A 16,851-nucleotide genomic window follows, 5' to 3' on the forward strand; every position below is an offset into this window, starting at 1 on the left:
ATTTGGTCACACCCACGTCGCCGCCCACCACGGCTGCCGATCGCGCCCGTTGGGCGGCCGGCACCGCGTTGGGGATCTTGCACCCGCAGGCGATACCGCTGCGGGACGGCCGGGTCTGGTTGAGCCGGCGCGACGACGTACTGGCGGCGCGCGTGATGCGCTCGCTGGAGCAACTTCTGGCCCGCCGGGCCGCGGACCACGTCTCCGACGACCGGCTGCTCGCCGAAGCGGTCGGGGTCCTGGGGGCCGAGATCGCGCGAACGCGCGACGAGTCGGCAGGCCGCGGTGCGACCGACGCGCTCGACCGGTACCTGCGCGGACCTGGACTGGACCAATCCCGCCGTACCGAGGGCGAAGCGATGCTGCGCGTCGCGCTCAGCGCCGCGGCGGCGGACGACCCCGAGGCGGCCGCTCGGCTGAAGCGCCTCGGCGGCGAGGACCTCCCGGTGCCGTCGTCGCAGATCGTGGCGGCGTCGGCGACGATCAGCCGCGATGCCCAACTCGTCGGGCTGAGTCCACCGCCACCACCCCAGCGAGCCGGACGGCATCGCCCACAGGTCGGTAACAACCACCGAAGAGGGCGAGGGTACGGACGGAGGTTGTGGACCTCGCAGATCCGCGGCACGGGCCTGGTGACCGGTGCCGAGGGACGAACAGAGTCCACTCCCCCGCTGGACGAGTCACGCGCGCTCCGCGCGTTGCTGGCGTTGAACGAGGTCGACCTGTCCGGGTCGCTGACCGGTGCTCCGGACGTCGACTTCCAGAACAACCAGGCGATCCTGCCGACGACCGCGACCGACGTACCGCAGCACGTCCAGGTCGAGATCGGTGAGACCACTCTGGGCGCGATGGGCCAGAGCATCATCCGGTCCGGTACGGCGAGTGACCCGCACATCTTGCGGATCTCCTCGCAGGTCGCCGACTCACAGCTGCGGCACGTCTGGACGCACCAGCTGGCCCAGATGACGCAGGAGATCGCGGCCGCCGAGGCCGGCCGCCCGCGTGGCGTCCTCGGCAAGCTCCGCTCCGCGTTCGATACCGAGCGCCGCGACCGCCGGCTGCAGGCCGACCAGGCCACGTACCAAATGCTGGTCCGGGACTGGCGCGACGCGCGCACCGAGATCCTCGCCTTCGGTCAGCCGAGCGGGCCGCGCAGCGTCGCGGACATCGAACGCGACCTGACCGGTCTGGCCAGGACGATCCGCCGGCACGGTGGCGGCGAGCCTGCTCTCCCCTGGACCGCCGAGGCGATCGTCGGCCCGGAAGCGACCGCGCTCGGCCTCGCCGCTGCCCGCGCCGAGGCCGAGGCCAAGCCGGCCCGCGGAACCAACGCCCACCTGCGCAACCAGGTCCTCACCCAGATCGAGTCCCTCGAGTCCACGGTCGCGGAGCTCGAGGACCAGTCCGACACCAAGAACGACACTGCGCAGAAGGCCAGGGAGCAGGCCGACAAGCTCGACGAGTCGGCCGATGCCGAGGAGCAACAGCTCGACATCGGCGCCGCCGAACGGGCCCGCGTACTGCGGAAGACCGCGACCGGGCTGCGGCGCAAGGCCGACCGGCACACGGAGATCCGCGACGGGTACGGCGTGGCGGCGGTCGAGGCACAGCAAGCCCTCGAGAGCTACCAGTCGCTGCTGAGTGACATCGACGGTGGCGCCCCGCAGTCCCAGATCGCCGCGCAGGCAGCAGCGGCTCAGCACCAGGTCGGTCTGTTCGAGACCAGTCGCGACGCGGCGCTGCCGGCCAAGGACTTCCTGCGCACCGGCGTGCCCGAGGGCGAGCCGGTCAAGCTGCCGGTCGACCGGATCAACAAGCTGCTGGCCGCGCACCGGATCAAGAGCAAGTTGCCCGTGCGCGGCCCACAGCCGCTGATAAGTGCGGAGTACCGCCGGCTGCTGTCCGAGGACGGCATGGTGTTCTCGATCCCGGGCAGCTCGGACGACCCGCTCGCGAAGATGCCGCAGGTGCGGCTCCGGATGCGGCCGCGCAACATCCGAGAGATCACCACCCGCGACTTCGACCTGGCCGAGCAGATGTCCGGCACGCTCGGCGAGGGTGGCATGAGCATCGCCACCACGAACACGCACTCGACGAGTCAGACCGTCGGCGTGAACCTGGGGCCGATCCTCGCACTGGCCGCTCCCGGTACGCCGGTGCACGCCGCCGCGCAGCTCATCTCGCCCAAGGTCGAGGTGACCCGCGGTCGCACGCTGGCCGAGACCGGTGGCGCCACGGCGCACTACCAGTCCGGCTGGGTGGACGTGATGCGCGGCGAGTCCCTGCTGTACGAGTGGGACGGCGTCCTCGAGATCGAGGTCCGCAAGTCCCCCACCGAGCCGTGGTCGCCGGTCGAGACCACCGATCTCGAGAAGCAGCAGACGTGGGTATCGAGCGCGTACACCGTGAAGCCGCCGGCGGAGACAGTCTCGCTGGCGGAGCTCGGGTACGGCGATCAGGTCACCGGTGAGTTCCCGCGGCACACGGTCACCAGCTTCACCGGACTGCACGGCGTCACCGACCGGCTGGTCGCGCGCGCCCAGCAGCAGTACGGCGACCTCGACCAGGTCGCGTACGCGCACATCGCCGGCCTGATCCAGAACGACTCGCACCGGTTGCTGCGCGAGATGACCCAGCCGGGTGGGGTCACCCGGCGGTTCACCAACGGCGACAACACGGAGTACGAGCTCACCTGGGAACTCGAGCCGGTCTGGCGTACGGCGGAACTCGCCGGCGAGTCCAGCTCGGAGATGTGGCAGGAGGAGGTGCTCGTCGACTTCGGCGGCATCAACGCCGGCCAGATCTACGGCACCTCTCTTACCGGAGTCGCTTCGGTCGGATTCCCGGGCGTTCCGGACCCGGGCCACCTGGCACCCGGCGTGAACGCCTTGAACAACGTCCGCGGGTCCGGCGTGAACCTCGGGCCGCGGGTGTCCGCCGGGCGCAACGTGTCGCGCCAGGGCGGCCAGACCACGAGCATGACCACGATCGTCCCGAGCGTGCAGCGCAACGAGGGCCCGACCCAGGGTGTGCTGCTCGGCTTCCGGGCGAAGGCGACGCTGCAGAAGGTCGGCGACAAGCGGCCACCGATCGTCGAGCGGGACCTGGTCACCGGTCTGCTGCGGATCCCGGAGAACGACCTGCTGCGGGCCGGCGGCCGCGCGGACAAGAACGCCGTCCAGCGGGAAGCCGACGGCACCGTCAAGCTGCACAAGGGCCGGGTGCTGCTGCGCGGCGACCCGGACCCCTCGACGGTTCCGCACAACGCACCGCCGTGGATGGGCAACGGCGAGCACCAGCTGCGGGGCTCCGGCCGCGCGATGGCGCAGAACCTCCAGGGTGCCGACGAGACCCGCGAGGATGCGTTGGAAGGGCTGCGCGGGCTCGGCCTCGTTCCGCGGCCCGGCGAGAAGAGTGCGCCGTGGCAGCGGGCCAACCTGGAACGCATCAAGCAGCAGATCAACGCACCGCGGATCGAGGCCGGGTTCAACCAGGCCGCGCAGGGCGGGCTGATCGTCGTCCTCGAGGACCGCGGGCTCGCCGGTGCGCCGCGATGGCGGCCGTTCCGGTTGTCGGCCACTCCGGACTACGACGAGCAGAAAGAGTCGTACGAGGTCGAGGATCTCGGGACGAGTACGAGCGAGGCCGCCGTACTGCTCGGGATCAGCTCGCGGGCCACCCAGCGCACGATCGGGCGGTCCAAGTCGATCCCGGTCTCGGCCGGTGTCGAGGCCAAGCACGGTCCGCCGAAGGGCGTCGCCGGGTGGATGGCGAAGATCGGCGTCAAGTTCAGCCGGAACGCCGTCGGCCGGAGTACGACGTACACCTCCGGGGAGCGGCTCAACGACGTCGGCCTGGGTGAGAGCACCGAGCCGATCGACCACCTCCGGCAGAAGGTCCGGTTCACCTTCGCGGAGATCACCAACCGCGGTGACGGCCCGCTGCTGGCGGACGTCCGCGGCAGCGTCGACGTCGCGTACCCGAGCTCGCTGACCCGTGCGGCCGCGCCGGTGTTCGAGAAGAACCCGAAGCCGCCGCACCCGTCGGCCGTCGAGCAGGCGATCCCGTTCGCGGTCGACGCCGGGAACGCGGCCGACGCGCTCTGCGCCGCGATCCCCGCGATCCGTTCGGACTCGACGGCGCTGCCGGCGCTGCACGAGGCGCTGTCACCGAACAGCCTGATGGCGAACCGGGACTGGATGAACGGGAGCTACCGGCTGCCGTTCACGGTGGTCCAGGCGCCGGGCAACCCGCTGCACGCGCTCACCGACGGCACGCTCCTGCCGCAGGACTACGAGATCGTGATCCGTGGCGAGGCGGTCAGCCTGACCCACGTCGCGATGACGCAGGACAACACCGTCGACATCAACTTCACGATGTCCGACGTGGGCTACACCTCGGGGACGTCGGCGTCCGGCGGTTTCAGCGTGGAGGCGGGCGCCGGCTCGGTCGCTGCCGACACCAGCACGACGTCCGGCGGCGTCTCGGGAGGCCGGACCGGCGGTACGTCGCAGTCGACCACGGTCAGCGAGACGTCCGGTGAAGAGCGGCTGCTGATCAACCCCGGCACGCACCACGAGTTCCTCGAGCGGCACCGGATGGTCGCCGACATCGTGCACAACGGGAAGGTGGTCCGGTCCGTACCGCTGCCCGACGCGATGGCCGAGAAGTCGATGGCCGAGCGACGGGCGCTGGAGCTCTACGCGAGCGGGAAGCTGGACCTGCCGCTCTGGGTCACCACGGACGTGGCCGAGCGGTACCTGAACGGCCGCACCACCATGGACGCGCAGGTCGCGCTCGGCTTCGTGCACCGGTACCGGCAGGACAAGGCCGGCGTCGACACGGGTCTCGCGCCCACGCACACGCCGGAGCGGTTCGCGGCGAAGCTCAACGAGCAGACCGGGGCCGAGCCCCAGCCGGACCTGGGCGCCGACGACCAACTGACAGCGGCGATGCAGGCGGCCGAGGTACTCGCCCAGCAGCCGCGCGTGATGCATACCTCCGAGGTGTACGACGAGAGCCTGGGCGCCGGCGAGGTCGAGTCGGTGACGGTCGAGGGCGATCCGGACCAGCTGGTCAACCTCGGGACGCTGGTCGGTCCGCAGATCGACGAGATCGCCCCCGGCCTGCGCGACGCCAGCTTGCAACTCCAGCACGCGCTGGACACCCGCCTCAACAAGCGCAGCTACCAGGGCCATCTCGAGGACATGCTCAGCCCGGGCGGGGCCGAGATGGCCATCGAGGTACCACTCCAAGGGCAGCAGCGACCCGACGTGCTGTTCGTCAAGATCTGGGCGCGCTTCGAGGGCGATGTCACGGTCGAGTCCGTCCCGACCGACGAGAACGGCAACATCCTCACGGACGCCGAGGGCAAGCCGAAGATCCCGACCGTGAACGCCGGCGGCGTCAAACAGACCTACGACTACGAACAGAAGGACCAGGCCGCCAACCGCACCGTGGCGATCAGCGGCGGCGTCAACGGCGGCACCCCGACCGCCCTCGGTGACGGCTCGGCCGGATTGTCGACGGACCTGACCACGACGAACACCTCCGCCGAGAGTACGCAGAACACGAACCTGCGGCGGCTGGGCCAGTTCAAGAAGACCATGGCCAACCGGACCATCGTGTTCACGACCGAGGTGGTCCGCGTCCAGAACGCCGGCGCGGCGGCGATGGCCAGCGCCCGCTGGCAGCTCCGCCGGATCGACCCCGCCGACATCACCAGCACGTCGTCGCGGCGCGAGCTGCGCGCGCAGCTCCGGACGACGATCCCGACCGACGAGCTGAAGGACGGTCCGCGGCCGGCGGAGAACCAGCAGGCGCTCGAGGCGCGGGCCGACCACCGCGGGTTCCGGCTGCCCGAAGGTGCGATGGTCCTGCGGTACGCCTCGCACGGCGTGGGCGAGAAGCGGCAGGACCAGCTGTACGACAACCTGAGCGCGTACCTGCGGCGGCCCGAGTATCTCGGCCGGGCCGGCATGGCGGAGTACCGGCACGTCGTCCGGCCGATGCTGAAGGCGAGCGCGGTGAAGGCCAAGGTCGGGCGGCTGATGGACGGCGGCATCGACCTGCCACCGTTGGCGAAGCCGGGCAACGGGAACACGATGATCAGCGTCAACGTGGAGGCCGAAGCAGGCACCATGACGCTGATCGACGAACCGATGGAGGGCCAGCAGGGACACGTCTGGCGAGGCCAGCACGTACGCCGCTCCGGCTCGGCCAGGAACCGGCGTACCCCGGTCGCCGCGAACGGTGGAGTGGATGCCGGACTCGTGTCGGTCGGCGGTTCGATCGGTGAGCAGGTCAAGGAGCAGATCAGCGACGCCAACGGCACCCGGCTCGAGCTCAGCCGGTTCGCCGAGGGCCAACTGGTGACGGTCCACATCCCGATCAGTTACCACGCCACGATCCGGACCACGACCGACAACGGCCGCGGTGAGCCGGCCACCAAGAAGACCGACTACGTGCCCAACATCGCGAACGGTCAGCTGTACGTCCGGATGCTGCGGCACCAGTTCCTCGACAGTCTCCGGCAGATGGAGAGGGGTGCCTCGCTCGACAGCGTGCTCGCGAACGCCCGGTTGCAGGCCGTACCGGAGAAACTCGGGCGGCCGGACATCACCACGACCGAGTACGGGCAGGGCAAATCCGGGCAGGTCTACCAGCCGTACCGTCCGCTCCTGGACGCGCTCGACCGGGCGCGGAGCACCGGGAAGCCGGTGGTGCTGAAGGTCCGGGAGGACGACGGTACGGAGCGCCTGTACCAGGCGATTCCCGGCGATCCCAGCAAGGGCACACCGCCGACGTTGCTCGGTGTGAACGACGGTGGCTTCGCGTCCGCGTTCGCGAGTCTGCACCCGACCGTCGTGCAGATGGCCGAGGGGCGGGTCGACCTGCGCCGGCTCTACAACACCTCGTCGACCGAGGGCAGTTTCAACGCCAAGGTGGCCGCCGAGCTCGAGCGCGCCGGCGTACCCCGGGACGTGTTGAAGGCGGTGGACTACACGACCGCCGCGTGGACTCTGGCACCGCCGTCCGAGCACCCCGCCCGGCCGTCGGTCGGTGGCGCGGCGGGCCACACGATCACCACAACGAGCCACGGCCCGTCGCTGGCCGGGCCGTGACGGCGATCATGGAACCAGGCACACGAGAGGGGCGGTATGGCATTCGCGGTGGCGCGGACCCGGGACGAGGCACAGCTGTATCTGGAACTGCATCCCTGCCCGGACTGCGGGGAGACCGCGGCGCCCTGGGAGCAGGCGCTGGTCGAGATCGAGGGTGAGCTCGCCAGCAGCTGGTTCGCCGTCTGCCCTGGGTGCGCCGCGGAACGCGAGTACCTGTTCGGGCTGCCGGCCCGCGAGACCGCAGTACAGGGCTGGCCGACGTTCGGGGGTCCGGAGCCGTCGGAGGTTCTGGACGCCGGGCAGTGGCTCGACGTGGCCGACCGTGCCGCCGCCGAGGTCCCGACGGATCCCACCGAGGCCGGTAAGGTGCTGGCCGTCGCGCAGGCGGCCGTCAGCGAGGTGATCAAGTTCGTGCCGGCCGGTGCGGACGCCGTACCGGACGACGAGTTCTGGACGCCGGAGGGGCTGGCGGTCCGGGAGGCGGATCCGGGGCGGTTCCGCCTGGAGCGGTTGCTGATCGTCCGCGACGAGTACGGCCGGCTGGGCCGGGACATCTAGCGTCACCTAGGGACACAGGAGCGAGACAAGAATGCTGACCGCGAGGACCCTGATCGAGGCGCAGGTGTACTTGAGTCTGGTGGCCGCCGCCGACCCGAACGTGCCCTCGGTACCCCCGGAGGAGCCGCAGCCGGGCGTCAACACGACGGAGGGCCCGGACGCCTGGGTGTACTCGACGCCGGCCGGGGACATCAGCATCTCGTATGCCTCCGAGAAGACGGCGACGACGCTCGGTCTGCATTTCGGCCTGGGGCGGTCGCGGCTGATCGACGCGGCGCAGTGGGCGATGGTCGCGCGCTCGTATGCCCAGAAGGCGCTGGACGCCGACATGGCCTACACCGGCGCGGCCGAGCAGGACCGCTCTGTGATCGAGCTGAACTGGGAGTTCGCGGCCGAGGCGATCGGCGAGGCGATCAAGTTTCTGCCGGACGATGCCGACGAAGTACCGGACTCGGAGATCTGGTCGGCGTACGGCGCTCGGGCGAAGATCAGCCACCCGAACCTGGTGCACCGCGCCAAGCTGCAGGACGACCTCGAGTACTTCCGCGGCGTGCTGGCGGACTTCCGCGCGTTGTACAGGGATTCATGATGTGACAAAGCCCACCGGCAATTGTGAACTCCTTCGGTGGGATATCTATCTGCTAATTGAACAGAAGGTTGCTAATCTCCCGATCCACAGCATCCGGTGACAGACGGTAAGTCCCGGCGTCCGGAACGGGGAGATCTGCGGTGACGTCTGCGGTGAGCACGGAGGGCAGTCCGCAGGCCCGCGCGCGCCGGGCCCTCGGGCTCGCGTTCGGCGTCGTAGCTCCCGATGCGCTCGCCCTCCGGGACGGCACCATCCGGCTGCGGAACTCGCGGGACCGGCTGGCGCGGAAGGCCCTGCGCAGGCTCGAGCGGCGGCTCGCCCGCCGGGCCGCCGCCGTCACCGACGACCGGCTCCTCGCCGAGGCGGTGGCGTTCGTCGGCGCCGAACTCGACCGGGTCCGCGGTGGCGCGCCGGCCGATGGGGCGACCGAAGCCCTGGACGCCTTGCTCGATCTGCCTGGTCTGCCCGCGGAGCAGGAGACCGAGGCCCGCGCGCTGTTGCAGGACGTACTGGACGGCAACCGGCTCGACAGCGAGGCCGACCTCCGGCGGCTGACCTCGGTGCGCGCTCCCCAGGACGGCCTCGGCCGACCCTTCGCGGCGGATCTCGTCGGTACGGCGCGCGTGCTGGACCACGACGCCGAACAGCTCACGCGGACGACACCACCGTCGCTACGCCCGACAGACAGCCCGCGCCGCCCGGTCGGCGGTCAGCACCGCCCCGCCACCGCTCCCCCTGGCACCGCTGGGACCGAGCGGTCGGCGAGGGGTGGGTTCTTCGGGTGGATTCGGACGATCGTCAGTGACACCCGGGCCGGCGCCGAGCGGCACCGCGAGCAGCGTGACCGCCGGGCCGAAGCGCAGTACGAGGACTTCCGCCAGCTCAGTGCCGAGTGGCGCGAGACCCACGCGGGTGTCGGCGTGCGGCCGCTCGCGGACATCGAGCGCGACCTGACGAACCTCTCCCAGACGATTCGCAGCGGCGGGCACCCGGCGCCGAGCGTCCCGTGGGACAGGCTGCAGGTCGTCGTACCGGATCGCACGCAGGCACCGGCGGCAACGCCGGCGGAACGCTTCCGAGCACGGGTACGCCGTCAGGTCGGCGATCTCGAGTCCGCAGCGGATCATCACGAACACCGTGCCGAGGTGCGGACCGCGAGTGCCGCCGCGGCCCGTGAACAGGCCGCCGGGTTGTTCGCACAGGCCGACGAGCAGGCCGAGGCCAAGGACGCGTCCGCGGGCGAGCGCGCCCGCCGGCTCCGGAACCGGGCCGACGCTCGACTCCGAGTCGCCGAGCGGCACGTCCAGATCGCGAGCTCCTGCACTGCGGCGGCCGAGCAGGCCCGGACCGCTGCCGACACGTATCGCGCCCTGCTCGCGGGCAAGACGACCTCGGCCGCTGCTGCGGCCGAGGTGCGAGCGTACGAGCAGGCGACCGCGGCGACGTTGCCGGCTCAGGATGTGCAGCACAACGGTCTGCCGTCCGGTCGCCTCCCCCACCTGACCAAGCTCAGCGAGGACCTCAACACGGCGCTCGCGGGCCGAACGTCGTTCACCTTCACGCCCGACTTCCTGCACCGGACGCTGCGCGGCGAGAGCCGGCGGGTGCTGTCCCCGGACGGCGTGGTGCTGACGATCGGCAACGACCCGCGCGCCGACGTCGGCCGCCTCATCCAGATCCACCTGCGGCTCGATCCCGGCGAGCTGCAGGAGGTGCTGGACAGCCCGATCGTCTTCGACGAAGCCCAGGTCGGTCAGGTCGTCCAGGCCGGCCACACCGTCACCACCGCCGCGATGCAGAACAGCGGTACGACGGTCGGCGCCAGCCTGCACACCTTGACCCAGATGCTGCCGGACACGAGCAAGCTGAAAGCAGCCGCCACGCTCGTCTCACCCGGAGTCGAGGTCTCCAGCGCAGACGGCGCAACGGACAGCGGCGGCGCGACCGAGACCGCGCAGACGGGCGCGGTCGAGGCGCTCCGCGGGGAGTTCCTGCGGTACCGCTCGACGCGACCGCGCTGGAACTGGCAGATCCGCGAGTCGGCGGCCGGGGAGTGGTCACCGGTCCAGGTCGTCGACTCGGGCACCGACCGCGACTCGGCCACTCTCGACCTCGGCTTCATCCACACCTACACGGTCCCGCCGCCGACCGAGACCACCGATCTGCAGACGCTCGGGCTGGCCGCGGAACGCAGTACGGCCATGCCCGAGCACATGGCCACGCGGGTCGACGGGTTGAACGACCTGTGCGACCGGACGATGCGCGAACTGCAGCAGCGTCTCGGTTCGCTCGACCGGGTCGGACACGACCGGTTGCGCGGTCTGATCGCCGAGGACGGAATGATCCGGCTCGACGAGACGACGCAGCCGGGCGGTGTCTGGCGGCTGATCACGAACGGCGGCAAGCCGGTGGCGTGGGCCCAGCTCGAGACCGTGCCTGACCTGGAGTCCGCCGAGCTGGTCAGCGACAGCTCACCGGACCACAAGCTGGAGGTGTGGCGGGTCGGCAACTCCGGCGCGTCCGGAGCCCAGGCCGTCAACTCCTCGCGCACGGTGAGCGGGACCGTCAGTACACCGATCGCCGACATCGGCTCGAGCACGGCCGACCTCGGCCCGGGGCTGCGCGCCGGACGGAACACCAGTGTCGAGGAGACCGCGTCGACCGCCAACCTGGGCAGTCGTTGGAGCACCCAACGGATCGCGCCGACGGTCGGCGTGAAGCTGCGGTTGCGGCACAAGGTGACCGTGCACCGCCTCGACCGCGCCGGGTCGTTCAGCACCGAGACCGAAGGCGACGCCTGCCTGCGGATGGCCGAGCGCGACGCGTTCCGGTACGGCCTCCCGGTGCCGGCGGCCGCGCTGATCCGCGATGCCGAGGGCGCTCCGCAACGGGGTACCGACGGCCGGCTGCTGCTCCGCGGCGACCCGCGCCCGACCGACCTGCCGCTGCAGCTCCCGCCGTGGCTCGGCAACGGGCCCGGCCAGTTGCGGGGCGCCGGACCGGCGATGATCCGCGAGCTCACCGGAGCCGACGAGGCGCTGAGCGGTTTCCTGGCCCATCTGAAGGACCAGGACATGCTCCCGCCCCTCGACGCGGACGGACACCCGTTGCCGGCCGAGCTCGCCGGTCTCGACCCGGCCGAGCAGATGAGCCGAACGGAGATCTGGGAGCGTGCCCGGCAGCAGCTCGCGAAGCAGCGGCTGGAGACCGGGTACGACCACGCCGCGCAGGACCGGCTGACGTTCCAGCTCACCGAGCACCGGACCGGGCACCCGCCGCGGGTCCGGTCCTACAAGATCTCGATCGAACAGCACTTCGACCGCGCGCAGCTGATGGGTCTGGCCGACAACGACATGGTCGTCAACGTCGACATCGGCGTGAGCACCTCGGGACGCTCCACCAACCAGTCGCAGAACCTGCCGTGGTCGGCCAAGCTGGGGCTCACCGATGCGCCCGCCGACGGCCGGTCCGGGGCGACCCCGAAGGCGGGGCTGTCGCTCGGCCGCTCGTCGCTCGGTCGCTTCCTCGGCGGGTCGACGACCCGCAGCGCGTACCGGATGACGGTCACCGAGTCGGGCGCGCGGGTCGCGGTGTTCGACGTACCGCACACGATCCGGATCAGTGAGATCACCGATGACGGGTCCACTGTTCCGGTGGCCGCGGCGGAGGGCAGTGCGAAGGTCTGGCTCGACAGCGATTTCTGCGGCCCCACGGAGGGCGGGCTGTCGGTCGAGGGCCGCGTCGATCCCGGACTGTTGCAGACGGCAGCGATCCAGCACGCCGACGTCCGCGACCCGATCAAGCGGCTGACGGACGCCGTCCCCAGCCTCCGGCGGGGTGACAGCGCGGCGCTGCACCATCTCAGTGGCTTCCTCTCGCCGCGGAACCTGATCACGCGGCCGGAGCTGCTCACCACGGAGTACAGCACCGGCCTGATCGTCAGCCCGGCGCCGTCGGACCCGCTCGAGGCCGTACAGCAACGCGCCCTCACGCCGCAGCGGAGCACCCTGCGCGTCAGCACTCACGTCGAGAACCTCAGGTACGTCGGCACCGGGAACCCGATCCTCGCCGAACTGAACGTGACGATGGCGACCACCACGAGCTCCTCAGGCGTCGCGACCGGAGCGACCGCCGGGGTCAACGCGGGCACCGGCTCGGTGGCGGCCGACGGACAGTCCGCCGGCGGCGCGGTCGGGCTGACCAAGTCGACCACGAAGTCGTCCGCCACCTCTGAGTCGGCCACGACTGCCGTCGAGCGGACGCTGATGCGCGACGGGCAGCACTACCAGTTCACCGGCGATCTCGTCCTCGAGGCGCAGCTCCGCGCCGGCGGTGCCGAGCCGCGGGCGATCCCGCTGGAGACCGGCGCCGTCCTCCTCACACTCCCGGAACGCGACGCACTGCGGCTCTACGGGCGGGGCGAGCTGAACCTCCCGCCGCGCCAGGTCGCCGACGCCGTCGAGCGGCTGCTGAACGGCGACCTCGAACTCCCCCGCCCGACGACGGTCGCGGTGGTACGGCGCTATAAAGGCGTGCGCGCGGCCGCGGGGCCGCTGGCCGTAGAGCACACCGACGAGCGGTTGATGGCCAAGCTCCTGGCGGAGCGCGGTCCGACCGACGAGCGACTCGACGCCGTCCTGAACTCCGCCGAGGAGCTGGCCCGGCTGTCACGCGAGCCGGTCGTTCCGCCGCATTACCGGCAGTCGATGGCCGCCGCGCAGGTCGTGCGGGCGACCCTGAACGACAAGGACGGCGAGCCGACCGACATCTACGAGGAGGTGCGCGCGGCGGTCGAGGGACACCTCCCCTGGGCGATGGACGACCCGGTGCTGATCAGCGCTCTGCAAGGCGACTTCGCCGGCACCCGCTGGCGCAACGGGCTGGACGACATGCTCGATCCGCGCGGCTTCGTCCGCGAGCTCCCGGTCCGCGACGGTGCGTCGACCCGCAACGTCCGGGTCCGGGTCCGGCTCCGGTTCACCGGCCCGATGTCGCGGGAGCGGGACGGCAACGACGGCGAGAGCGGCAACGGGTTCAACCTGAGCCAGCACTGGGACCTGCGCGAGCGCAGTCAGAGCGTCACCGAGGGCACGTCGTACGGCGGGACTCTCGAGGTCAACGGCTCCGACGGAGTGTCCGGGTCGGCCGGCGTCGGCGCGGACGTCGGGACGTCGACGACCGCGTCGAGCAGCCAGATGAACACCAGGATCAGCACCAGCCTGGCGCTCGCGACCGGCCGGGTGAAGCGGGACTACCAGGTCATCGTCGAGGTCGAGGACTCGGCGAGCGCCGGTGGGCCGCCGACGCGCCCCGCGACCCGCCGGGAAGCGACCGGCAAGATGCGGATCTCCGTCCCGACCGCCGTGTTCGACTCGGTACCGGCGAAGTACGGCCCCCAGGCGCCGGACCATCGGGCCGTCGTACTCCCGGCCAACTACCTGGTCGAAAGCACCCAGCCCTACCGGACCGGCGAGGCGCCCGAGAACACCTTGTACAACGCGGCGTACGAGCGCCTCGGTCACCCTGACATGTTGGGTGCCGCCGGCGTGCAGGCGCACAGCGCGACGCTCGAGTCGGTGCTCGGCGGTGGCAGCCGGATGGTCGCGTTCCACGAGATGGCCGGGCCGTCGGGGTACGAATTCGTCCCACTCGCCATCCCGGACCAGACCGCCCGGGTCGTCGCGATGCGGGTCCGCGCGGAGGTCTCGGCCCTGGAACTCGTGTCGGAGCCGGCCGAAGGGGCGACCACCCAGCTGGGCGAGAACACCCGTGACCTCCTGGTCAGCCAGCTCACCGCACGAAGCAACCACGTGCTCCCCGGCTCCAAGACGATCGGCGGCAGTACGCCGGGCGGCGCGCTCACCGCGAGCGCGAGCACGAGCCGGCGGGTCAGCGAGCAGGACACCGGTACGGTCGGTGCCCGGCACGAGACCGGTGCGTACGAGTCCGGGCAGGTCGTCACGGTCAAGGTGTCCGTCGACTACCACCTCGACGTCCAGCGGCTCCGGCTCGGCCGCCGCAGTCGGCCGCGCGTCGAACGCTCCGACACGGTGCATCGTGCAGCGTCCGGCGAGGCGTACCTGACGATGTTCCGGCACGACTACGAGGCGATGCTGGCCCGGATGGAGTCGGGGCAGGTGGCAACGACTCCGACGCGCCGCGTGCGGACCGTCCTGGTGTCGGCGACCGCCGACGAGCAGCACCCGTACCAGCCGCTCGTCGACGCGCTCGAACAGGCCCGCCGCGACGAGGTCAAGGTCCGCCTGACGCTCCGCACCCCGAACGGTGGCCGCACGGTGTACGTCGCGCACCCGAACGGCACCATGACCAGCAGGACCGACAAGGCGTTCGCCAAGGCGTTCGCGACTCTGCACCCCCGGCTCGCGCTGCTCGCCGAAGGACGGGTCGACCTGCGCCAGTTGCACACGCCCGACGCTCCGCCGCGACAGTTCACCAGCGCGGTCGTGGAAGAACTGCAGCAGCACGGGATCCCGGCGGCAGTACTCGCCGAGACCGACTCACAGCTGCGCCACGCCACGAACGAGTCGACCCGGGCTCCGGTACGCCGGAGTCACACGGCCAACCCGTCGAGCGGGGTGACGCTGCAGTGACCGGCTACGACCCCCAGTACGCGATCGCCCGGACGCCGACCGAGGTGATGCTGTACCTCGATCTCACACCCTGCCCGGACTGCGGCTCGCACGAGGCTTCCTGGGAGGACCGCCGTACGGACGTCGACGGCGAGCCGGCCATCAGGTACGCCGGTGTATGTGCCGGCTGCGGGGCTCAGCGCGAGTACCTGTTCTCACCGCCGCTGACCGAGTCCCCCGCCTTCGGTGGACCGGAGCCGTCCGAACTGATCGACGCAGGCCAGTGGTTGTCGGTCGCCGACCGGATCGCCGCTGAGGTGGCGGTCGACGACCGGTCCGAGGCGGCGCGCACGGTGATGGCATTCGCCCGCCAAGCAGTCGAGGAAGTCGTGAAGTTCGTCCCGGCAAACGTGGACGCGGTCCCGGACGCCGCGTTCTGGACCGCCGACGGCCGCGCCACGCGCGAGCTCGATCCGGGACGCTTCCGGCTGGACCGACTGCTCTTGATCCGGGACAGCTACACCGATTCGGTCTGATCGACGTCGATCCGGATCGCCCGCGCGTCCGCGCCGGCCTGCTCCAGCACCTTCTGCTTCGGATCCGGTACGCCGAGGAACGGCGACCGCACCAGCCCGGCGAGCTCCTTCAGCCGCGGATCCTCGAGCACGGTGTCGACCGCTCGCCGGTCTCCCCCGCACACCAGCACGTCCAGCTTCGCCGGCGCGAGGATCCGTACGGCGACCTCGGTCGCGGCCGCGAACGCCTCCCGGGCCTGGTTGTCCCGCCGTCGCGCGTACCGCTGCTGCGACCAGCCACCGGCCTTCGTCGTCCCCTGCACGTGCCGCGAGCCGACCTTCGAGTCCAGAAGCTTGCCTCCGGCAAACACCCCGGCGCCGTAGCCACCGCGCCGAACCAGCAGTACGCCGAGCCGCCGGTCGGCGAGCACATGCGCGACGAGCCCCTCGCGGGTCAGATCCACGAGGGGCTCGAAAGGCACTGTGACGACGGCCGACGAGCCGTCCTCGGCGGAGACCGTGACAGTCGTCGGCGTCGCGTCGTACCGCAGGTCGCCGTGCCGTTCGCCGAAGCCGGTCAGCCATCTGTCCAACCGGCCCGGCGCAACGGAAACGATCTTGCTCACACGTTGAAGCCGAGCGCCCGCAGCTGGTCGCGGCCGTCGTCGGTGATCTTCTCCGGACCCCACGGCGGCATCCAGACCCAGTTGATCCGGAAGTCGTTGACCAGGCCTTCGAGCGCCATCCGGGTCTGGTCCTCGATCACGTCGGTCAGCGGGCAGGCCGCGGACGTCAGCGTCATGTCGATGATCGCCGTACTGGTGTCGTCCACGGTGATGCCGTAGATCAGGCCCAGGTCGACGACGTTGATACCGAGCTCGGGGTCGACGACATCCTTGAGCGCCTCGGTCACGTCCTCGACCTTCGCCGGGGTCGTGCCCGCCTGTGCCGCCTGAGCAGCCTCCAGGTCGACCTCGGGCAGCTCGATCTTCTCGTCCGTCTGGTCAGCCATTGCTCACTCCATCTCTCGCGGCGTTCTGGCTGGCGATGGCCTGGGCGGTGGCGTCCCGCCACGCGGACCAGCCCAGCAGCGCACACTTCACCCGGGCCGGGAACTGCGCGACGCCGGCGAACGCCACGCCGTCCTCCAGCACCTCTTCGTCCGGTTCGACGTTCCCCCGGCCCTGCATCAGTTCGAGGAACTTCTCGTACGTCGCCATACCCTCGGCGACCGGTTTGCCGATCACCAGGTCCGACATCACCGACGTCGCGGCCTGGCTGATCGAGCACCCGACACTCGCGTGCGTGACACCCTTGACGGTCTCGCCGTCGAGCTCGACCCGGAGCGTGACCTCGTCCCCGCAGGACGGGTTCACGTGGTGCACCTCCACGTCGTACGGGTCCGCGAGCCCCGCGTGGTGCGGGCTGCGGTAGTGGTCCAGGATGATCTCCTGGTAGAGGCTGTCGAGCTGCAT

General features: G+C 70.9%; 8 protein-coding genes. 5 read left to right on the forward strand and 3 right to left on the reverse strand.

What is annotated here, in order from left to right; genetic code table 11:
• Positions 1-2 precede the first annotated feature (2 nt).
• The 5 genes from AC0662_RS09560 (at position 3) to AC0662_RS09580 (ending at position 15,397) form a co-directional block, all read left to right on the forward strand.
• Positions 3-7,124, forward strand: coding sequence for a hypothetical protein (locus AC0662_RS09560; protein ID WP_478299653.1), 7,122 nt, complete (start codon positions 3-5; stop codon positions 7,122-7,124).
• Positions 7,125-7,160: 36 nt separating this feature from the next.
• Complete coding sequence (locus tag AC0662_RS09565; protein WP_478299655.1) at positions 7,161-7,682, forward strand: hypothetical protein; 522 nt, start codon at positions 7,161-7,163, stop codon at positions 7,680-7,682.
• A gap of 31 nt (positions 7,683-7,713) precedes the next feature.
• Entirely contained in the window at positions 7,714-8,271 is a 558-nt protein-coding gene (locus tag AC0662_RS09570) for a hypothetical protein (protein WP_478299657.1), read from the forward strand.
• A 140-nt stretch (positions 8,272-8,411) separates the two neighbouring features.
• On the forward strand, positions 8,412-14,882 hold the full coding sequence (locus AC0662_RS09575; protein ID WP_478299659.1) for a hypothetical protein: 6,471 nt from the start codon (positions 8,412-8,414) through the stop codon (positions 14,880-14,882).
• Complete coding sequence (locus AC0662_RS09580) at positions 14,879-15,397, forward strand: zinc ribbon domain-containing protein (protein WP_452203585.1); 519 nt, start codon at positions 14,879-14,881, stop codon at positions 15,395-15,397. The genes AC0662_RS09575 and AC0662_RS09580 overlap by 4 nt, the downstream gene beginning before the upstream one ends.
• On the opposite strand, the gene AC0662_RS09585 is transcribed toward AC0662_RS09580, so the two are convergent.
• The 3 genes from AC0662_RS09585 to sufU are packed head-to-tail and all read right to left on the reverse strand — an operon-like array spanning position 15,379 to position 16,851.
• On the reverse strand, positions 15,379-16,002 hold the full coding sequence (locus AC0662_RS09585; protein WP_478299661.1) for an acVLRF1 family peptidyl-tRNA hydrolase: 624 nt from the start codon (positions 16,000-16,002) through the stop codon (positions 15,379-15,381). The two genes, AC0662_RS09580 and AC0662_RS09585, sit on opposite strands and share 19 nt — an antisense overlap.
• Positions 15,999-16,388, reverse strand: coding sequence for a metal-sulfur cluster assembly factor (locus AC0662_RS09590; protein WP_452203583.1), 390 nt, complete (start codon positions 16,386-16,388; stop codon positions 15,999-16,001). The genes AC0662_RS09585 and AC0662_RS09590 overlap by 4 nt, the downstream gene beginning before the upstream one ends.
• Positions 16,381-16,851: a Fe-S cluster assembly sulfur transfer protein SufU gene (sufU, locus tag AC0662_RS09595; RefSeq protein WP_452203582.1), complete on the reverse strand. Its 471-nt coding sequence runs from the start codon at positions 16,849-16,851 to the stop codon at positions 16,381-16,383. The genes AC0662_RS09590 and sufU overlap by 8 nt, the downstream gene beginning before the upstream one ends.

The organism is Kribbella sp. NPDC043289 (assembly GCF_056436705.1).